Origin of the sequence: Amycolatopsis sp. A133, assembly GCF_031082405.1 — a bacterium.
GTDB lineage: Bacteria > Actinomycetota > Actinomycetes > Mycobacteriales > Pseudonocardiaceae > Amycolatopsis.
Genome location: NZ_JAVHJU010000003.1, coordinates 315,375 through 330,910 on the forward strand (window position 1 = coordinate 315,375; position 15,536 = coordinate 330,910).

Sequence of the window (15,536 nt, forward strand, 5' to 3'; positions counted from 1 at the left end):
AGGAGACATGACCGACACGAAACAATGGACGTTCCCGGCCTCGTTCGGGCAGGAGCGGATCTGGCTGTCCAACCAGCTCGACCCGGCGTCCCCGGTGTACAACCTGCCCTGCCAGGTGCGGCAGGACCTGCCGCTGTCCGACGGCCAGTGGCGGGCCGCGCTCGGCGTGGTCGTCGGGCGCCACGAAGCCCTGCGGACGGCGTTCCGGCTGGAAGGCGGCGACCTCGTCCAGGTCGTGCACGCCGAGGTGCCGATCGAGCCCGAGGTGCACGACCTGCGCGAGCACCCGGACCGGGAAGCGAAAGCGGCGGAACTGGCCGAGGCCATCGCCCGCCGCCCGATCCCCCTGGACGCGGCACCGCCGTGGCGAGCCCAGCTCTGCTGGCTCGGCGACGCGGACTGGCTGCTCACCTTCGTCGTGCACCACACGGTGTTCGACGCCGGCTCGGTGCCGGTGCTGACGAACGAGCTGAACGAGGCGTGCAACGCGGCCGCCGAAGGACGGTTGCCGAAGCTGCCCGAGCTGGCCGTCCAGTACCCGGACTACTCGGCGTGGCAGCGCGATCAGCTGCCGTCCGTGCGGGCCCAGCTGGACTACTGGCGCGAGCGGCTGGCCGGGCTCGCGCCCGTGCACAACCTGCCCACCGACCGGCCGCGGCCCGCGGAGTTCGGGTTCGACGGCGACCAGGTCGACTTCACCCTGCCGGACGGGCTCCTGGAGCGGGTGGGCGAGGTCGGCCGGGGACTGTCGGCGTCGCCGTTCATGGTGCTGCTCGCCGGCTACACCGCGCTGCTGTCCCGGCTGTCCGGGACGGACGACGTCGTGGTCGGGGTTCCGGTCGCCGGGCGAGACCTGCCGGAGCTGGCGCCGCTGATCGGCATGTTCGTCAACCAGCTGGCCATCCGCGTCGGCTGCGGGGGCGACCCGACGTTCGCCGAGCTGACCGGCCGGGTCCGGACGGCCGTGCTGGACGCGATCGAGCACGGCCGGGTGCCGTTCCAGCTGGTCGCGGACGAGGTGCGGCCCGAACGCGACCCGGCGGTGCAGGCGCTGTACCAGATCGGGTTCAACTTCATCCCCGATTCGGGCATCGAGCCGGTCCGCTACGCCACGGCCAAGGACGACGTCGCCATCGACCTGACCGCCGTCGGCGGCCGGCTGCTGTACCGCACCGACCTGTTCGACCGGGCGACGGCGGAGTCCATGGTGGACCGGTTCCTGCGGATCCTGGTGGCCGCGACCGCGGATCCGGCGACGCCGGTCGCGGATCTTCCGCTGCTGTCGGAAGCCGAACGCCGTCAGGTCGAGGAGTGGAGCGGCTCGTCCACCGGGGACTCGTCGCCGCTGTTCGTCGCGCGCTTCGAAGAGCAGGTGCGGGCGACGCCCGACGCCGTCGCCGTCGACCTCGGCGGTGCCCGGCTGACCTACGCCGAGCTCAATGCGCGGGCCAACCGGATCGCGCACCGCCTCGGCGGCGGCGGGGTGGCCGCGGTCTGCGCGCCGAACTCGGCGGACCTCGTCGCCGGCGTCCTCGGGGCCTTGAAGAGCGGCACGGCCTACGTCCCCCTCGACCCGGCCGACCCGGCGCCGCGGCAGGCGCTGATCCTCGCCGACGCCGGGGCCCGCGTGGTCCTCACCGCGGGTGGTGTCACGCTCGAAGGCGAGACCCTCGCCCTCGACGATCCCGCCGTCTGGGCCGATGCCTCGACCGACGACCCCGAACCCGCCGCGGGCCCGGACGACGTCGCCTACGTGATCTACACGTCCGGCTCGACCGGGCGGCCGAAGGGCGTGCAGGTCGGGCACCGCGCGCTCGCCACCTACCTCGGCTGGGCGCGCGAGGCGTACCCGAGCCTGGCGGGCCGGGCGCTGCTGCACACCTCGGCGTCGTTCGACCTGACGGTGACGACACTGCTGGGGCCGCTCACCGCCGGGGGCTCCATCGTGGACACCGGACGGCCCGATTTTGTCAAGGCCACGCCGACCCACCTCGCGGTGCTGCCGGAGGAGTCGTACCCCACCGGGGATCTGGTGCTCGGCGGGGAGGCGCTGATGGGTGAGGCCGTGCGGCCGTTCTCCGGAATCGCCGTCACCAACGAGTACGGGCCGACGGAAGCGACCGTCGGCTGCGTGCTCCACCGGCTCGGCGGACCCGTCTCCGGGCCGGTGCCGATCGGCCGGCCGGCGCCCGGCACGCGGGCGTACGTGCTCGACGAGCGGCTGCGGCCGGTCCCGCCGGGGGTCGCCGGGCAGCTCCACCTCGCCGGGGCGCAGCTCGCCCACGGCTACCTCGGCCTGCCTGAACTGACCGCCGAGCGGTTCCCCGACGGCCCGTACGGGCGGATGTACGCCACCGGCGACCTCGCGCGGTGGCGCCGCGACGGCACCCTGGAATACCTCGGCCGGACCGACGAGCAGGTCAAGCTGCGCGGCTACCGGATCGAGCCGGGGGAGGTGGAAGCCGCGCTGCGGGAGCTGCCCGGCATCCGCGACGCCGCGGTGGCCGTCCGGGAAGGCATCCTCGTCGGCTACGTCGCCGGAACCGCCGACGGCGCGGCCGAAGCGCTGCGGGCGACGCTGCCGGAGTACCTGGTGCCGACGGTGTTCGTCACCCTCGAAGCGCTGCCCGTGGCGGCGAGCGGGAAGCTCGACCGGGCCGCCCTGCCCGACCCGCAGCTCGGCGGCGCGGCGGAGTACGTGGCTCCGACCACCGCGGCCGAGGAGCTGGTCGCCGAGGTGCTCGGCGAACTCCTCGGCGTCGAGAAGCTCGGGGTGCACGACGACTTCTTCGCCAGCGGCGGCAACTCCCTGCTGGCCATCCGCGCCATGTCCCGCATCCGCAAGCAGGTCGGCGTCGACCTGCCGGTCCGCGGTCTCTTCTCGTTCACCACGGTGGCCGGCCTGGCCGCCGAAGTCGAGCGGCGGCTGGAAGCCGACCTCGACCGGCTCAGCGACGAAGAAGTCCGGGCCCAGCTGGCCGAAGGTGAGCAGGCGTGACCACGATCGACGAGACCGGCAGCGCGGCCGCGCGCCGCGCGTTGCTGGAACGGCGGCTGCGGCGGCGCACCGAGCCGGCCGCGACCATCACCCGGCGCCCGGACGGCGACCCCGTTCCGCTGTCCTACCAGCAGGAACGCGTCTGGTTCATGGAGCAGTTCGCTCCGGGCACGACGTCGTACCACATCCCCGTGCCGATCCGGCTCACCGGACGGCTCGACCCGGGTGTCCTGCAGGCCGCCCTGGACGCCCTGCCGGCGCGGCACGAGGCCCTGCGCATGCGGTTCCCGACCGGAGAGGACGGGCAGCCGGCCGCCCACGTCGAACCGGTCGTCACCGTGCCTTTGTCCATTGTGGACGTAAACGGCGAGGAAGCGGCGCGCGCGGTGATCGACGCCGCGGCCGCCGAGCCGTTCGACCTGGCCGCCGGACCGCTGCTGCGGGCCACCCTCGCCCGGATTTCGGCCGAGGAGCACCTCCTGGTGGTGTGCACGCACCACATCGTCGGCGACGGCTGGTCGGTCGACCTGCTGCTGCGCGACCTCGCGGCGCACTACCACGGCACGGCGGAAGCGCCGCCCGCGTTGTCCATCGGCTACGGCGACTTCGCGCACTGGCAACGCCGGACCCTCACCGGCGCCGAACTGGACCGGCAGCTCGGCTTCTGGCAGGGCGCGCTCCGCGGCGTCGAGCCCCTGGAACTGCCCACCGACCGGCCGCGGCCCGCGACCCAGGCGTTCGACGGGGCGATCCACGAGTTCTTCGTCGAGCAGGACCTCGCGCAGGCCCTCGGCGAGCTGAGCCGTTCGCACGGCGTCACGCTGTTCATGACCCTGCTGGCCGCGTACCAGGTGCTGCTGGCGCGGTACTCCGGGCAGGCGGACTTCGCCGTCGGGTCGTCGTCGGCCGGGCGCGGGCTGCCCGAGCTGGACGGCGTGGTCGGCATGTTCGTCAACATGCTGCCGCTGCGCGCCCAGCTCGACGGCGACCCGGCGTTCGCCGAACTGCTGGAGCGGACCCGGCGGCACGTGCTCGACGCGTTCGACCACGCCGACGTCCCGTTCGAGCGCCTGGTCAACACGCTCGGCGTGCCCCGTGACGTGAGCCGCTCGCCGGTGTTCCAGGCGATGTTCGTGCTGCAGAACTACGAGATGGGCCGGCTCGCCGCGGCGGGGACGTCCGAAGTGGACTTCCGCTGGCTGCCGATGGACCTGCCCTCGACCCGGTTCGACTTCGAGTTCCACGCCATCGAGATCGCCACCGGGCTCATCGGGAAGTTCGTGCACAACACCGCGCTCTTCGGCGCCGAAACGGTCGCCGGCATGGCCGATCGCCTGGTCACTCTGCTGCGCTCGATCGTCGCCGACCCGACGCGGGCACTGTCCGAACTGGACATCCTGGGCGACCAGCGGGACCTGGTGGTGCACCGCTGGAACGACACGGCGGGGGAGATCCCGCCGGGCACGCTCCACGGCCTCGTCGAGGCACAGGTCGCCCGCACGCCGGACGCGCCCGCGCTGACCTTCCGCGGTGAGTCCTTGTCCTACCGGGAGCTGGACGAGCGCGCCAACCGGCTGGCCCACCGCCTGCGTGAGCTGGGGGTAGCACCGGGGACCCTGGTCGGCGTCTTCGCGCAGCGGTCGTTCGACCTGGTCGTCGCGCTGCTCGGCGTGCTCAAGGCCGGGGGCGCGTACGTGCCGCTCGACCCGGAGTACCCGGCGGACCGGCTCGCGTTCATGCTCGAAGACGCGGCCGCCCCGGTCGTCCTGACCCAGGCCGCCCTCCGGGAGACCCTCCCGCCGGGCGAGGCGACCGTCGTCGTCCTCGACGACCTGACCGGGCCGGGCACGCCCGTGGAACCGCCAGCGACCGCGGACGATCCCGCGTACGTCATCTACACCTCCGGGTCCACCGGGCGGCCGAAGGGCGTGCCGAACGGGCACCGCGGCATCGTCAACCGCCTCGACTGGATGCAGCGCGCCTACGGCCTCGACGGCTCGGACGCGGTGCTGCAGAAGACCCCGGCGAGCTTCGACGTCTCCGTGTGGGAGTTCTTCTGGCCGCTCATCACCGGCGCGCGGCTGGTCCTGGCCGAGCCGGGCGGCCACAAGGACGCCGCCTACCTGCGGGAACTCCTCGTCGACGAAGGGATCACGACCGCGCACTTCGTGCCGTCGATGCTGACGTTGTTCCTCGCCGAAGCCGGCCTCGAGGCCGTGACGGCGCTGCGGCGGGTCGTCTGCAGCGGCGAGGAACTGCCGTTGGACACCGCCCGCGAGTTCGTCCGGCGGCTGCCGCACTGCGAGCTGCACAACCTCTACGGCCCGACCGAAGCCGCCATCGACGTCACGGCCTGGCACTGCACCCCCGAAGCGCTGGCCGAGGTGGCGTCCGTGCCGATCGGGGCGCCGATCCGCAACACCCGGATCCACGTCCTCGACCGGCGCGGAAACCCGTGCCCGGCCGGCGTCCCCGGCGAGCTGCACATCGCGGGGGTGGGGCTGGCGCTCGGCTACCACAACCGGCCGGAGCTGACGGCCGAGCGGTTCGTGCCCGACCCGTTCCACGGCGGCCGCATGTACCGCACCGGCGACCTCGCGCACTGGCGCCCGGACGGGACGCTGGGCTTCCTCGGCCGGCTGGACCACCAGGTCAAGCTGCGCGGCCTGCGCATCGAACTCGGCGAGATCGAGACGGCCCTGCGCGAGCAGGACGGCGTCCGCGACGCCGCGGTGCTCGTCCGCGAGGACACGCCGGGGGACAAGCGGCTGGTCGGGTACGTCGTCGGCGACGCGGACCCCGGCGTGCTGCGGACGGCGCTGAAGCGCAGCCTGCCGGACTACATGGTGCCGCCGTCGTTCGTCACCCTCGACGAGCTGCCGCTGACGCCGAACGGGAAGCTCGACCGCAAGGCCCTGCCCGCCCCGGTCGCGGCCCGCGACGCGACGACGGCTCTGGTCGAGCCGTCGACGCCGCTGGAGGTCCTGCTCGCGGACATCTGGCGGGACGTGCTCAAGGTCGACGAGCTGGGCGTGGACGACGACTTCTTCGACCTCGGCGGCCACTCGATGCTCGCCACCCAGGTCGTCGCGCGGATCGCGAAGGCCGGGCACCAGGCGGGCGTGATGGACCTGTTCCAGCACCGCACGATCCGCGAGCTGGCCGAGTTCCTGGACGGCGATCGCGACGACTCGGGCCACCTGCTGTACGAGCTGACCAAGCCGGTCGCGAAGCCGACGCTCACCTACGTCTGCTTCCCCTACGGCGGCGGCAGCGCGATCGTCTACCAGCCCCTGGCCGACGCGCTGCCCAGCGGGTACTCGCTGTTCTCGGTCGCGATCCCCGGCCACGACGTCGGCCTGACCGAGGAAGCCGTGCCGTTCGACGAACTCGTCGAGCGGCTGGCGGAGGAGGTCCTCGAGCGCGTCGACGGCCCGCTGGCCATCTACGGCCACTGCGGGGTCGGCAACGCGCTCGCCGTCGGCGTCGCCCGGCGGCTCGAAGAACGCGGCCGCGAACTCGAGGTCGTCCACATCGGCGCGATCTTCCCGTTCGCGCGGATCAAGGGTGCCGTCGGGACGCTGCGCACGCGGCTGGAGAAGCTGCGCAGCAACCGCTACTACGCGAACTGGCTCAAGGGCATGGGCGTCGACACCGACGACCTCGACCCGGCGCAGGCCGACCGGATCATCAGCAACATGCGCGCCGACAGCCGCGCCGCCGAGGAGTACTTCAGCGGCCTGCTCGACGCCCGCGTCGCCAAGCTGCGCGCGCCGATCGTCTCGGTCGTCGGCTCGGCGGACCCGGTCACCGACTACTACGCCGAGCGCTACCGCGAGTGGGAGTTCCTCACCGACCGCACCGCGCTGGTCGTCCTGGACCAGGCGGGGCACTTCTTCCTCCGGTACCGCGCGGAGGAACTCGCGGAAATCCTCACCCGGGTGTACCCCGCGCTCGACGACCCCGGCGAGCTGCACGTCTCGGCCCGGGGCGAGGACGCCGGCTGGGCGGTGCACGACACCCATCAGGCAGAAGTGGACGAGAAGCCCGCGGTGCAGCCGAGCATGGCCCGGTTCGTCACCGTCACGGTCGGCCAGCTGGTCTCCTCGACCGGCTCCGCGCTGACGTCGTTCGCCGTGCCGATCTGGCTCTACACAAAAACCGGCTCGGTCACCGACCTCGGCCTGCTCTGGGCGCTGGCGCTGCTGTGCGGGGTGCTGGTCCTGCCGGTGGCGGGCGCGCTGGTCGACCGCGGCGACCGGCGCAAGATCATGATCACGGCCAGCGCGATCGCCGGGGCCATCCAGCTCGCGCTGGCCCTGCTGCTGACCGCGGGGAACCTGCAGCTGTGGTTCCTCTACGTGCTGATCCCGCTCGGGTCGGTCGCCGGGTCGATCCAGCGGATCGCCTACCAGTCGTCGGTGGCGCAGCTCGTGCCGAAGCAGTACCTCGGCCACGCGATGGGTCTCGCGCAGCTGTCCAACGGCTTCGCGCAGCTGCTCATGCCGGTCATCGCGGCCGGGCTGCTCGCGGCGATCCAGCTGTCCGGGATCCTGGTCCTCGACATGGCCAGCTACGTCTTCGCCATCGTCAGCCTGCTGTTCATCCGGTTCCCCGACCTGCTGGGCTGGCGCCCGCGCGAACCGCTGCTGACGGCGATCGCGGGCGGGCTGAAGTACTCGTGGAACCACCGCGGCTTCCGCACCATGCTGCTGTACTTCGCGCTGGCCAACGTCTTCCTGGCGCCCGCGCTGGTGCTCGTCTCGCCGCTGGTGCTGTCCTTCGGCACGGTCACCGACGTCGCCAAGGTCGCACTGGCCGAGGCGGTCGGCGCCGTGGCCGGCGGCATCGGCATGGCGCTGTGGGGCGGCCCGCGCAACCGGCGGATGGTCGGCGTGCTGGCGGGCAACGTCGGCATCGCGCTCGGCTGCCTGGTGATGGGGCTGCGGCCGTCGCTGGCCGTCGTCGCCGCGGGCGTCTTCCTGCTGGCCGCCGCGATGGCCGTGTCCCAGGGCATCTACGCGACGCTGGTGCAGGTCAAGGTGCCGCAGCGGTTCCACGGCCGGGTGTTCGCGATCAACCAGACGATCACCTGGTCCACCCTGCCGATCGGGTTCGCGGTGCTGGCCCCGCTGGCCGTCGGCTGGTTCTCGCCGCTGCTCGCCCCCGGTGGCGCCCTTGCCGGCTCGGTCGGGACGGTGCTCGGCACCGGCGAAGGCCGCGGGGTCGGGCTCGCCTACGTCGTCTACGCGCTGGTCCTGCTGCTGATCAACATCGGCGGGTTCGGTGTGCGGCTGCTGCGCCGGTTCGACACCGAGGTACCCGATTCGCTGCCGGACGACCTCGTCGGCGCCCAGGAACGGGAGCGGAAGCTCGCCGGGAAGGAGGCCGCGTGAGCGTCGTGGCCCTGATCAGGGAAGCCCGCGGGCACTGGGTCGGCGAGGTCGCCGCCGCGGTGCACGCGGCCGGACACCGCGCGGTGCTGTTCGCCCCGCCGGTGGACGCGGCCGAGCGCGCGTCGCTGGCCGCGCTGGTGGACGACGTGGTGGCCGTCGACGACGTCTACGACGCCGAAGCCGTCGCCGCGAAGATCCGTTCGGCGTTCGGGTCGCCCGTCGCGGTGCTGACCGGTTCGGACGGGGCCATCGCCGCCACCGCCCGCGTCGCCGAGCTGCTCGGCGTGGCCCGGTGCCCGGCCGAGGTGTTCGCGCGGTGCGCCGACAAGTCCGCCGTCCGGGCGGCCCTGGCGACGGCCGGGCTGCCGGGTCCCGCGTTCGCGCTGATCTCGGCGGCCTCCGAAGCGGCCGCGGTGGTGGAGCGCGTCGGGCTCCCGGCGATCGTCAAGCCGGTCAACGGCGCCGGCAGCAACCTCGTCCGCACGGTGTCCACTGTGGACGAGCTGGCGGCCGCGTACGAGCTGCTGGCCACGCGGCTGCCCGCCTCCCCGGACCCGCGCTACCACCGGCCGCTGGGGGCACTGGACCCGTCGGCGACCTTTCTGGTCGAAAGCTTTCTGAACGGCCCGGAATACGCGGTGGACGTGCTGATCCGCGACGGCGTCGCCGAGCCGGTCGAGATCCTCGACAAGCCGCTGATCGACGAGCGCAAGTTCGAGCTGGTGCTGTCCTGCCCGCCGGCGAACCTCCCGGCGGAGCGGGCGGCGCTGGTGGCCGAAGCCGCGTCCGCCGCGGTGCTCGCGCTGGGGCTGGACAACACCGTCGCGCACGTCGAGGTGATCGACGACGAGCGGCGCGGCCCGACGATCGTCGAGGTCAACGCGGGCCGCCCGGCGGGCTCGATCATGCCGCTGCTGGCCAGGCTGCGCACCGGCGTCGACGTGTTCGCCGAGCTGACGGCCCTCGCCCTGGGCGCGCCGCCGCCCGCACGGGAGCCGGCGAAACTGCCGATCCCGCTGGCGATGCTGATCCTCTACGCGGCCGGGTCCGGCACCCTGCGGAGCATCGGCGGTCTCGACGAGGTCGCCGCGCTGCCGGAGGTGGTCGACGTCGTGACGACGGTCTCGCCCGGCCAGGTGCTCACCGACGAGCAGGAGACGTACGCGGTCAACCTCGTCGTCGCCGGGTTCGCCGATCACGACGACCTGGCCGCCCTGCACGCCGAGGCGAGCAAGCTGATCCGGCTGGAGGTCGGGTGAGGACCGCGTTCATCGTCCGCGAGACGCGCGGCCACTGGATCCGCGACTTCGCCGCCGCGGTCCGGGCCGCCGGGCTGCGGGCCGAGCTGGTCACCGAACCCCTCGACGACCTCGAGCGGGCCGAGCTGGCGCCGCTGGTCGACGGCTTCGTCGTCGTCGGCGACGTCCGGGACGCGGCCGCGGTCGCCGAGGCGATCCGGGCCCGTGATCCCGGGCCGGCCGGCGTGCTCACCGCCGCCGAAGGCATCATCGCGAGCACCGCCCGGGTCGCCGAGCTGCTCGGGGTCGCGCGCTGCCCCGCGGCGGTGTTCACCCTGGCCCACAACAAGTACGCCGTCCGCCGGGTGCTCGCCGAAGCCGGCTTGCCCGGCCCGCGGTGCGCGTTGTTCGCCGATCCGGCCGAGGCGGCGAAGATCGCCGAGGAGGTCGGGCTGCCGGCGATCGTCAAGCCGGTCAACGGCGCCGCCAGCACCCTCGTCCGCACCGTGTCCACAGTGGACGAGCTGGTCGCGGCGTACGAGCTGCTGGCCACCCGGCTGCCGGAGAACCCGGACGCGCGCTACCACCGCCCGCTGCCCGGCGGCCTCGACCCGCGGCGGGTGTTCCTCGTCGAAGGCCGGCTCGACGGGCCGGAGTACGCGGTGGACGTCCTGGTCCGCGACGGCGTGGTGGAGCCGGTCGAGATCGTCGGCAAACCGCTGGTGGACGAGCGCAAGTTCGAGCTCGTCATGGTCAGCCCGCCGTTCGGGCTGGCGCCGGAGCGGGCCGAGCTGGTCACGCAGGCGGTGGCCGACGCCGTCCGGGCGCTGGGGCTGGACAACACCAGCGCCCACGTCGAGGTGATCGACGACGCCGTCGCGGGCCCGACGATCGTCGAGGTCAACGCGGGCCGTCCGGTCGGCGGCGCCACGGCCCTGCTGCTGAAGCTGCGGACCGGCATCGACGTCTTCGCCGAGACGGTGGCGCTGGGCCTCGGCACCCCACCGCCGCCGCGGGAACCGGCCCGGTTGCCCGTCCCCGTCGGTGAGCTCATCCTCTACGCCGCCGGCCACGGCCGGCTGGTCCGCATCCACGGCCTCGCCGAGCTCGAAGACCTGCCCGAGGTGTTCTCGGTGATCACCACCGTGTCGCCCGGCCAGCTGCTGAGCGACGACCACGAGACCTACGCGGTGAACGCGTTCGTCGCCGGGTTCGCCGACGCCGACGACCTGGCCGCGCTGCACGCCGAGGCCACCAAGCTGGTCCGATTCGAACTGGAGGAAGCATGACCGCCGTGACATCCGGGGCTTCGCCCCAGGCCGGGAGCTCCGCCACCCGGAGCCCCCGAAAAGAAGCTGTGACATCCGGGGCTTCGCCCCAGGCCGGGGGCTCCGCCACCCGGAGCCCCCGAAAAGAAGCTGTGACATCCGGGGCTTCGCCCCAGGCCGGGGGCTCCGCCACCCGGAGCCCCCGAAAAGAAGCCGATCTTGCAGCGCCCTGGGGACTACAAGGCAACGAGCACACCGGGATCGCCGTCTTCCCGGCCGCCGACTTGGCGGCGGTGGAAGCTCGGCTGCCGCAGCTGCAGGAGCACCTGCGCGACCACGGTGCGATCCTGCTGCGCGGGCTGCCCGCCGACCTCGGCCTGTTCAACACCGTCACCGAGACGATCGGCGGGGCGCTGCTCACCTACACCGAGCGGTCGACGCCGCGCTCGGCGGTGGCGGGCAACATCTACACCTCGACCGAATACCCGCCCGCCGAGTCGATCCCGATGCACAACGAGAACTCCTACTCGGCGAGCTGGCCGGCGCGGCTGTTCTTCCTGTGCGACACCGCCGCGGAAACCGGCGGCGCGACCCCGATCGCGGACAGCCGGGCGATGTTCCGGCGACTGCCCGAAGACCTGCGCGAGCGGTTCGCGGACGGCGTCACCTACACGCGCGCGTTCCGCGAAGGACTCGGACTGACCTGGCAGGAGGCCTTCCAGACCGACGACCGCGCGGTCGTCGAAGACTACTGCGCGCGCCACGGCCAGACCTTCGAATGGACCGAGGACGGGCTGCGCACGCGGCACGTCCGGCCGTCGTTCCTCACCGAACCGCACACCGGGGACACCGTGTGGTTCAACCAGGCCAACCTCTTCCACATCTGGAGCCTCGGCGAAGAGGTGAGCGAGGCGCTGCTGGAGCTGTACCCGGAGGAGGACCTGCCGCGCAACGCCTACTTCGCCGACGGCAGCCCGATCCCGGCCGCCGACCTGGCGCAGATCCGCGAGGTCTACGACGAGGTCAGCTACGCGTTCCCGTGGCAGGCCGGCGACATCATGGTGATCAACAACATGCTGATGGCCCACGGCCGCGAGCCGTTCACCGGCCGGCGGCGCATCCTGGTGGCGATGACGGGATGACCGGTCCGGTGGTGGTCCTGCTCGCCCATCCCCGGCCCGGGAGCTTCAACCACGCGCTCGCCGCCCGGGTGGTCGACACGCTGGGCCGCGCGGGCACGCCCGTGCAGTTCCACGACCTGTACGCCGAAGGCTTCGACCCGGTCCTGACCGCGGAAGAGGCCTGCACCAGCGGGAGCCGGGCGGAGGAGTTCCTCGCCGCCGAACCGGATCCGCTGGTGCGGCGCCACCGCGACGAGCTGCGCGAGGCGAGCGGGCTCGTCGCGGTGCACCCCAACTGGTGGGGCAAGCCGCCCGCGATCCTCAGCGGCTGGCTCGACCGGATCCTCGTCCCCGGCGTGGCCTACCGCCTCGACGACGCCGGCGGCGCGCCCGAGTCGCTGCTCGCCCTGAAGCGGCTGCTGGTGATCAACACGTCCGACACCACGGAGGACCGTGAGCGGACGTTGTTCGGCGACCCGCTGGATGCGATCTGGCGGCGCTGCCTCGCCCCTTACCTCGGGGAGCCCGAGGTGAGCCGGCTGGTGCTGCGGGTGGTGGCCGACGCCGGGGCGGCCGAGCGGGCCGCGTGGCTCGACGACGTCGAAGCGGAGGTGCGCCGGCTGTTCGGCGGCCGTTGACGTCAGCGTCGATGTCAGTGTCAGTGTCAGTGTCAGCGGAGGGCGTCGAGGACCAGCTTCGCCGCTTGCGCGATCAGCCGGTCGTCGTGCTCGGCGTTCTCCGCCTGGCGGCTGGACATGACCACCAGCACGATCGGCGCCCGCCCCGGCGGCCAGACGACGGCGATGTCGTTGCGGGTGGCGTATTCGCCGGTGCCGGTCTTGTCACCGACCACCCAGCCCGCCGGCGCACCCGCCCGGATCAGGGCCGCACCGGTCTTGTTGGCGCGCATCATGTCCGTGAAGATGGTCCGCTTCTCCGGCGGGAGCGCGGTTCCGAGGGCGAAGGTGCGCAGGCTGCCTGCCATCGCCCGCGGGGTGCTCGTGTCCCGGACGTCGCCCGGCGCGAGGTCGTTGAGGCCGGGTTCGATCCGGTCGACGTGGGTGGTCGTGTCACCGATCCCGCGCAGCGCGGCGGCGAGCCCCGGCGGGCCGCCGAGCTCACGGAACAGCAGGTTCGCGGCGGTGTTGTCGCTGTAGCGCAGTGCCGCGTCGATCGCGTCGCGCAGCGAGATGCCGGTGGTGACGTGCTGTTCGGTGACGGGGGAGTTCGGCTGCAGGTCGGCGCGGGTGTAGGTGAGCACCTTCGCCAGCCCGTCGAGGCTGGTGCGCTGGAGCACGGCGGCGGCGGAGAACGCCTTGTGCGCCGAGGCGTAGCCGAAGCGTTCGTCGGCGCGGTGGGCGAACTCGCGGCCGGAGCCGGTGTCGACGGCGTACACGCCGAGCCGGGCGTCGAAGTCGCGTTCGAGCGGGGCGAAGTCCGGCTGCGGTGCCGCGGCGGTGGCCGACGGCGGTGCCGTGGTCGGCGTCGGTGTCGGCGTCGGCGCTTCTGCGGTGCAAGCGGTGAGCACGAGGACCAGCGCGGCGAGCGCGGCCCGCCGGACGTGGGGGAACGGCACGGGAACTTCCTTCCGGTCTTGATCGACATCCGCAGTCTCACGACGTTCGTTCATGCTGTCCAAGACGGAAGTAGGCGGTTTGATGCCGGAATCGCATAAAGTGAGGTCGTGGACCTGGTCGGCGGCTGCAGGGCGTTCGTGAGCGTGAGCGAGACGGGGAGCTTCACGGCGGGTGCGGCGCTCGCGCGCATCCCGCAGCCGGTCGCCAGCCGGCGCATCGCGGCGCTCGAACGGCACTTCGGGGAGCGGCTCTTCGACCGCTCGACCCGCCGGGCGCGGCTCACCCCGTTCGGCCGGGACGTGCTGCCCTCGGCCCAGCGGCTCGTGCAGCTGGCCGACGCGCTGGAACACGACGCGAAGCGCGCCCGGCTGCGGCCGGTGCGGGTCGCCGTGCCGGCCACCTGCGGCGTCCGCGAACTCGCCGGGCTCGCCGCCGAAGCCCGCGCGCTGGAGCTCCACCTCGAGTTCCGCGCGGCGGGACCGGGGGAGCGGGCCGAGCTCGTCCGCACGGGCGAGGTGCGGGCCGCGCTCACCGCCGTCCCGGCCGAGGACGGCGTGTGGTCCGTGCCGCTGGGTGTCGCGGGGGCCGTGCCGCCGCCGGGCCGGGTGGTGCACCTGGAGACACTGCGGGCGGGCCGGTCCGGCGGCCCGCGGCGGCGCGTCTGGATCCAGCCCGAAGACGACGTCCCGCACGTCCGCGACCGGGTGCTGCGGGTGCGGGACGCCGTCGGCCTGTCCCCGGCCCAGGTGGCCGTGGCCGGTTCGCTGACGTCCGCGGCCGCGGAGGTGTTCGCCTCGGCGGACCTGCTGCTGTGCTCGGTGGCGCAGGCGGACGAGCTGCGGCTGCACTGGCGGCCGATCGGCGAGCTCGACCTCGCCCGCGGCTTCGGCGTCGCCGCCGCCTCGGGTGAGGACGCCGAGCGGTTGCGGACGCCGTTGCGGGCGGCCGTCGGCCGGTGCCTCGGAGCCGGCCGGTGACCGCCGAAGCGCTGGTCCGGGACCTGCGCGCCGCACTGGAGGAAGGCGGGCTGCGCGGGTCGTTCCTGGTCCGCGACCTGCGGTCGGGCGCCGAGCTCGGCATCGACCCGGACCGCGAGTACCCGATCGCCTCCCTGGTCAAGGTCCCCCTGGCGGCGGCCACACTGGAGCGCATCCGCCGCGGCGAGCTCGACGGCGCAACGCAGCTGGAGGTACCGCCCGGCGGCGTCACCACGCCCGGCCCGATCGGCCTGACCCGCTTCCGGCACCCGGCCCGCGTCGCCGTCGACGACCTGCTGTACCTGAGCACGTCGCTGAGCGACGGAACGGCCGCCGACGTCCTGTTCGGCCTGACACCGCCACCGGAGGTCACGCGCCTGCTGGGCGAGTGGGGAGTGGCCGGGATAGCGGTGCGCCACCTGATGCGCGACCTGGTCGAGACACCGGCCGAGCGGTTCGGCGCGGGCGAGGTGGACCTGGCCCACGCACTGGCCATCGGCGCATCGACGGCCGGCCAAGGCCATCGCCTGCCGCAGCTCGACGTCACGCGCGCGAACGCCGCCTCCGCCCGGGCGCTGCTGGGACTGCTGCAGGCGCTGTGGACGCCGTCGAAGATCGACCGGTCGGTGGCCGCGGGCGTCCGCGAGCTGATGGCGAACAACATGATCCGCCACCGCTTGACGCCCGACTTCGCCTCGGACGCGGTCCGCTGGTCATCGAAGACGGGAACGTTGCTGAACTTGCGCCACGAGGCGGGCGTGGCCGAGCACGCGGACGGCGGCGTGTTCGGGGTGGTGGCCCTGACGGAGTCGAGGGTCCCGGCGGTCCTCCAGCCGGAGGCGGAGGTGCTGATGGCCCGGGTGGCGCGCTCATTGCGCGACCACCTGCGCGGCGAGTGAAACCACCGAGTGAGAAAACCGCTTGGGGCGGCCGGATTCGCGGGTGACCGAGCTGGCCGCCC

Annotated in this window: 9 protein-coding genes; 8 read left to right on the plus strand and 1 reads right to left on the minus strand. The window is 73.3% G+C overall.

The window, feature by feature from the left end:
- The first annotated feature begins 7 nt into the window (after positions 1 to 7).
- The 6 genes from Q5425_RS04290 (at position 8) to Q5425_RS04315 (ending at position 12,659) form a co-directional block, all read left to right on the plus strand.
- Positions 8 to 2,998: an amino acid adenylation domain-containing protein gene (locus Q5425_RS04290; RefSeq protein WP_308670754.1), complete on the plus strand. Its 2,991-nt coding sequence runs from the start codon at positions 8 to 10 to the stop codon at positions 2,996 to 2,998.
- Entirely contained in the window at positions 2,995 to 8,394 is a 5,400-nt protein-coding gene (locus Q5425_RS04295) for a non-ribosomal peptide synthetase (protein WP_308670755.1), read from the plus strand. The genes Q5425_RS04290 and Q5425_RS04295 overlap by 4 nt, the downstream gene beginning before the upstream one ends.
- Entirely contained in the window at positions 8,391 to 9,653 is a 1,263-nt protein-coding gene (locus tag Q5425_RS04300) for an ATP-grasp domain-containing protein (protein ID WP_308670756.1), read from the plus strand. The genes Q5425_RS04295 and Q5425_RS04300 overlap by 4 nt, the downstream gene beginning before the upstream one ends.
- A complete protein-coding gene (locus Q5425_RS04305) occupies positions 9,650 to 10,921 on the plus strand; it encodes an ATP-grasp domain-containing protein (RefSeq protein ID WP_308670757.1) in 1,272 nt (423 codons plus the stop codon). Before Q5425_RS04300 ends, Q5425_RS04305 begins: the two co-directional genes overlap by 4 nt.
- Positions 10,922 to 11,193: 272 nt before the next feature.
- Complete coding sequence (locus Q5425_RS04310; RefSeq protein ID WP_308670758.1) at positions 11,194 to 12,042, plus strand: TauD/TfdA family dioxygenase; 849 nt, start codon at positions 11,194 to 11,196, stop codon at positions 12,040 to 12,042.
- Complete coding sequence (locus tag Q5425_RS04315; RefSeq protein ID WP_308670759.1) at positions 12,039 to 12,659, plus strand: NAD(P)H-dependent oxidoreductase; 621 nt, start codon at positions 12,039 to 12,041, stop codon at positions 12,657 to 12,659. Before Q5425_RS04310 ends, Q5425_RS04315 begins: the two co-directional genes overlap by 4 nt.
- Before the next feature lie 32 nt (positions 12,660 to 12,691).
- Here Q5425_RS04315 and bla read toward each other — a convergent pair whose 3' ends face one another.
- Positions 12,692 to 13,597: a class A beta-lactamase gene (gene bla, locus Q5425_RS04320; protein WP_308670760.1), complete on the minus strand. Its 906-nt coding sequence runs from the start codon at positions 13,595 to 13,597 to the stop codon at positions 12,692 to 12,694.
- Positions 13,598 to 13,705: 108 nt separating this feature from the next.
- Between bla and Q5425_RS04325 the strand changes: the two genes are divergently transcribed.
- On the plus strand, positions 13,706 to 14,575 hold the full coding sequence (locus Q5425_RS04325) for a LysR family transcriptional regulator (RefSeq protein WP_308670761.1): 870 nt from the start codon (positions 13,706 to 13,708) through the stop codon (positions 14,573 to 14,575).
- Complete coding sequence (locus tag Q5425_RS04330; RefSeq protein ID WP_308670762.1) at positions 14,572 to 15,474, plus strand: serine hydrolase; 903 nt, start codon at positions 14,572 to 14,574, stop codon at positions 15,472 to 15,474. Before Q5425_RS04325 ends, Q5425_RS04330 begins: the two co-directional genes overlap by 4 nt.
- Positions 15,475 to 15,536 lie beyond the last annotated feature (62 nt).

Coding starts and splice junctions, on each gene's coding strand:
- Q5425_RS04315 (WP_308670759.1), top strand. CDS start 12,039: ATGACCGGTCCGGTGGTGGTCCTGCTCGCCCATCCCCGGCCCGGGAGC.
- Q5425_RS04290 (WP_308670754.1), top strand. CDS start 8: ATGACCGACACGAAACAATGGACGTTCCCGGCCTCGTTCGGGCAGGAG.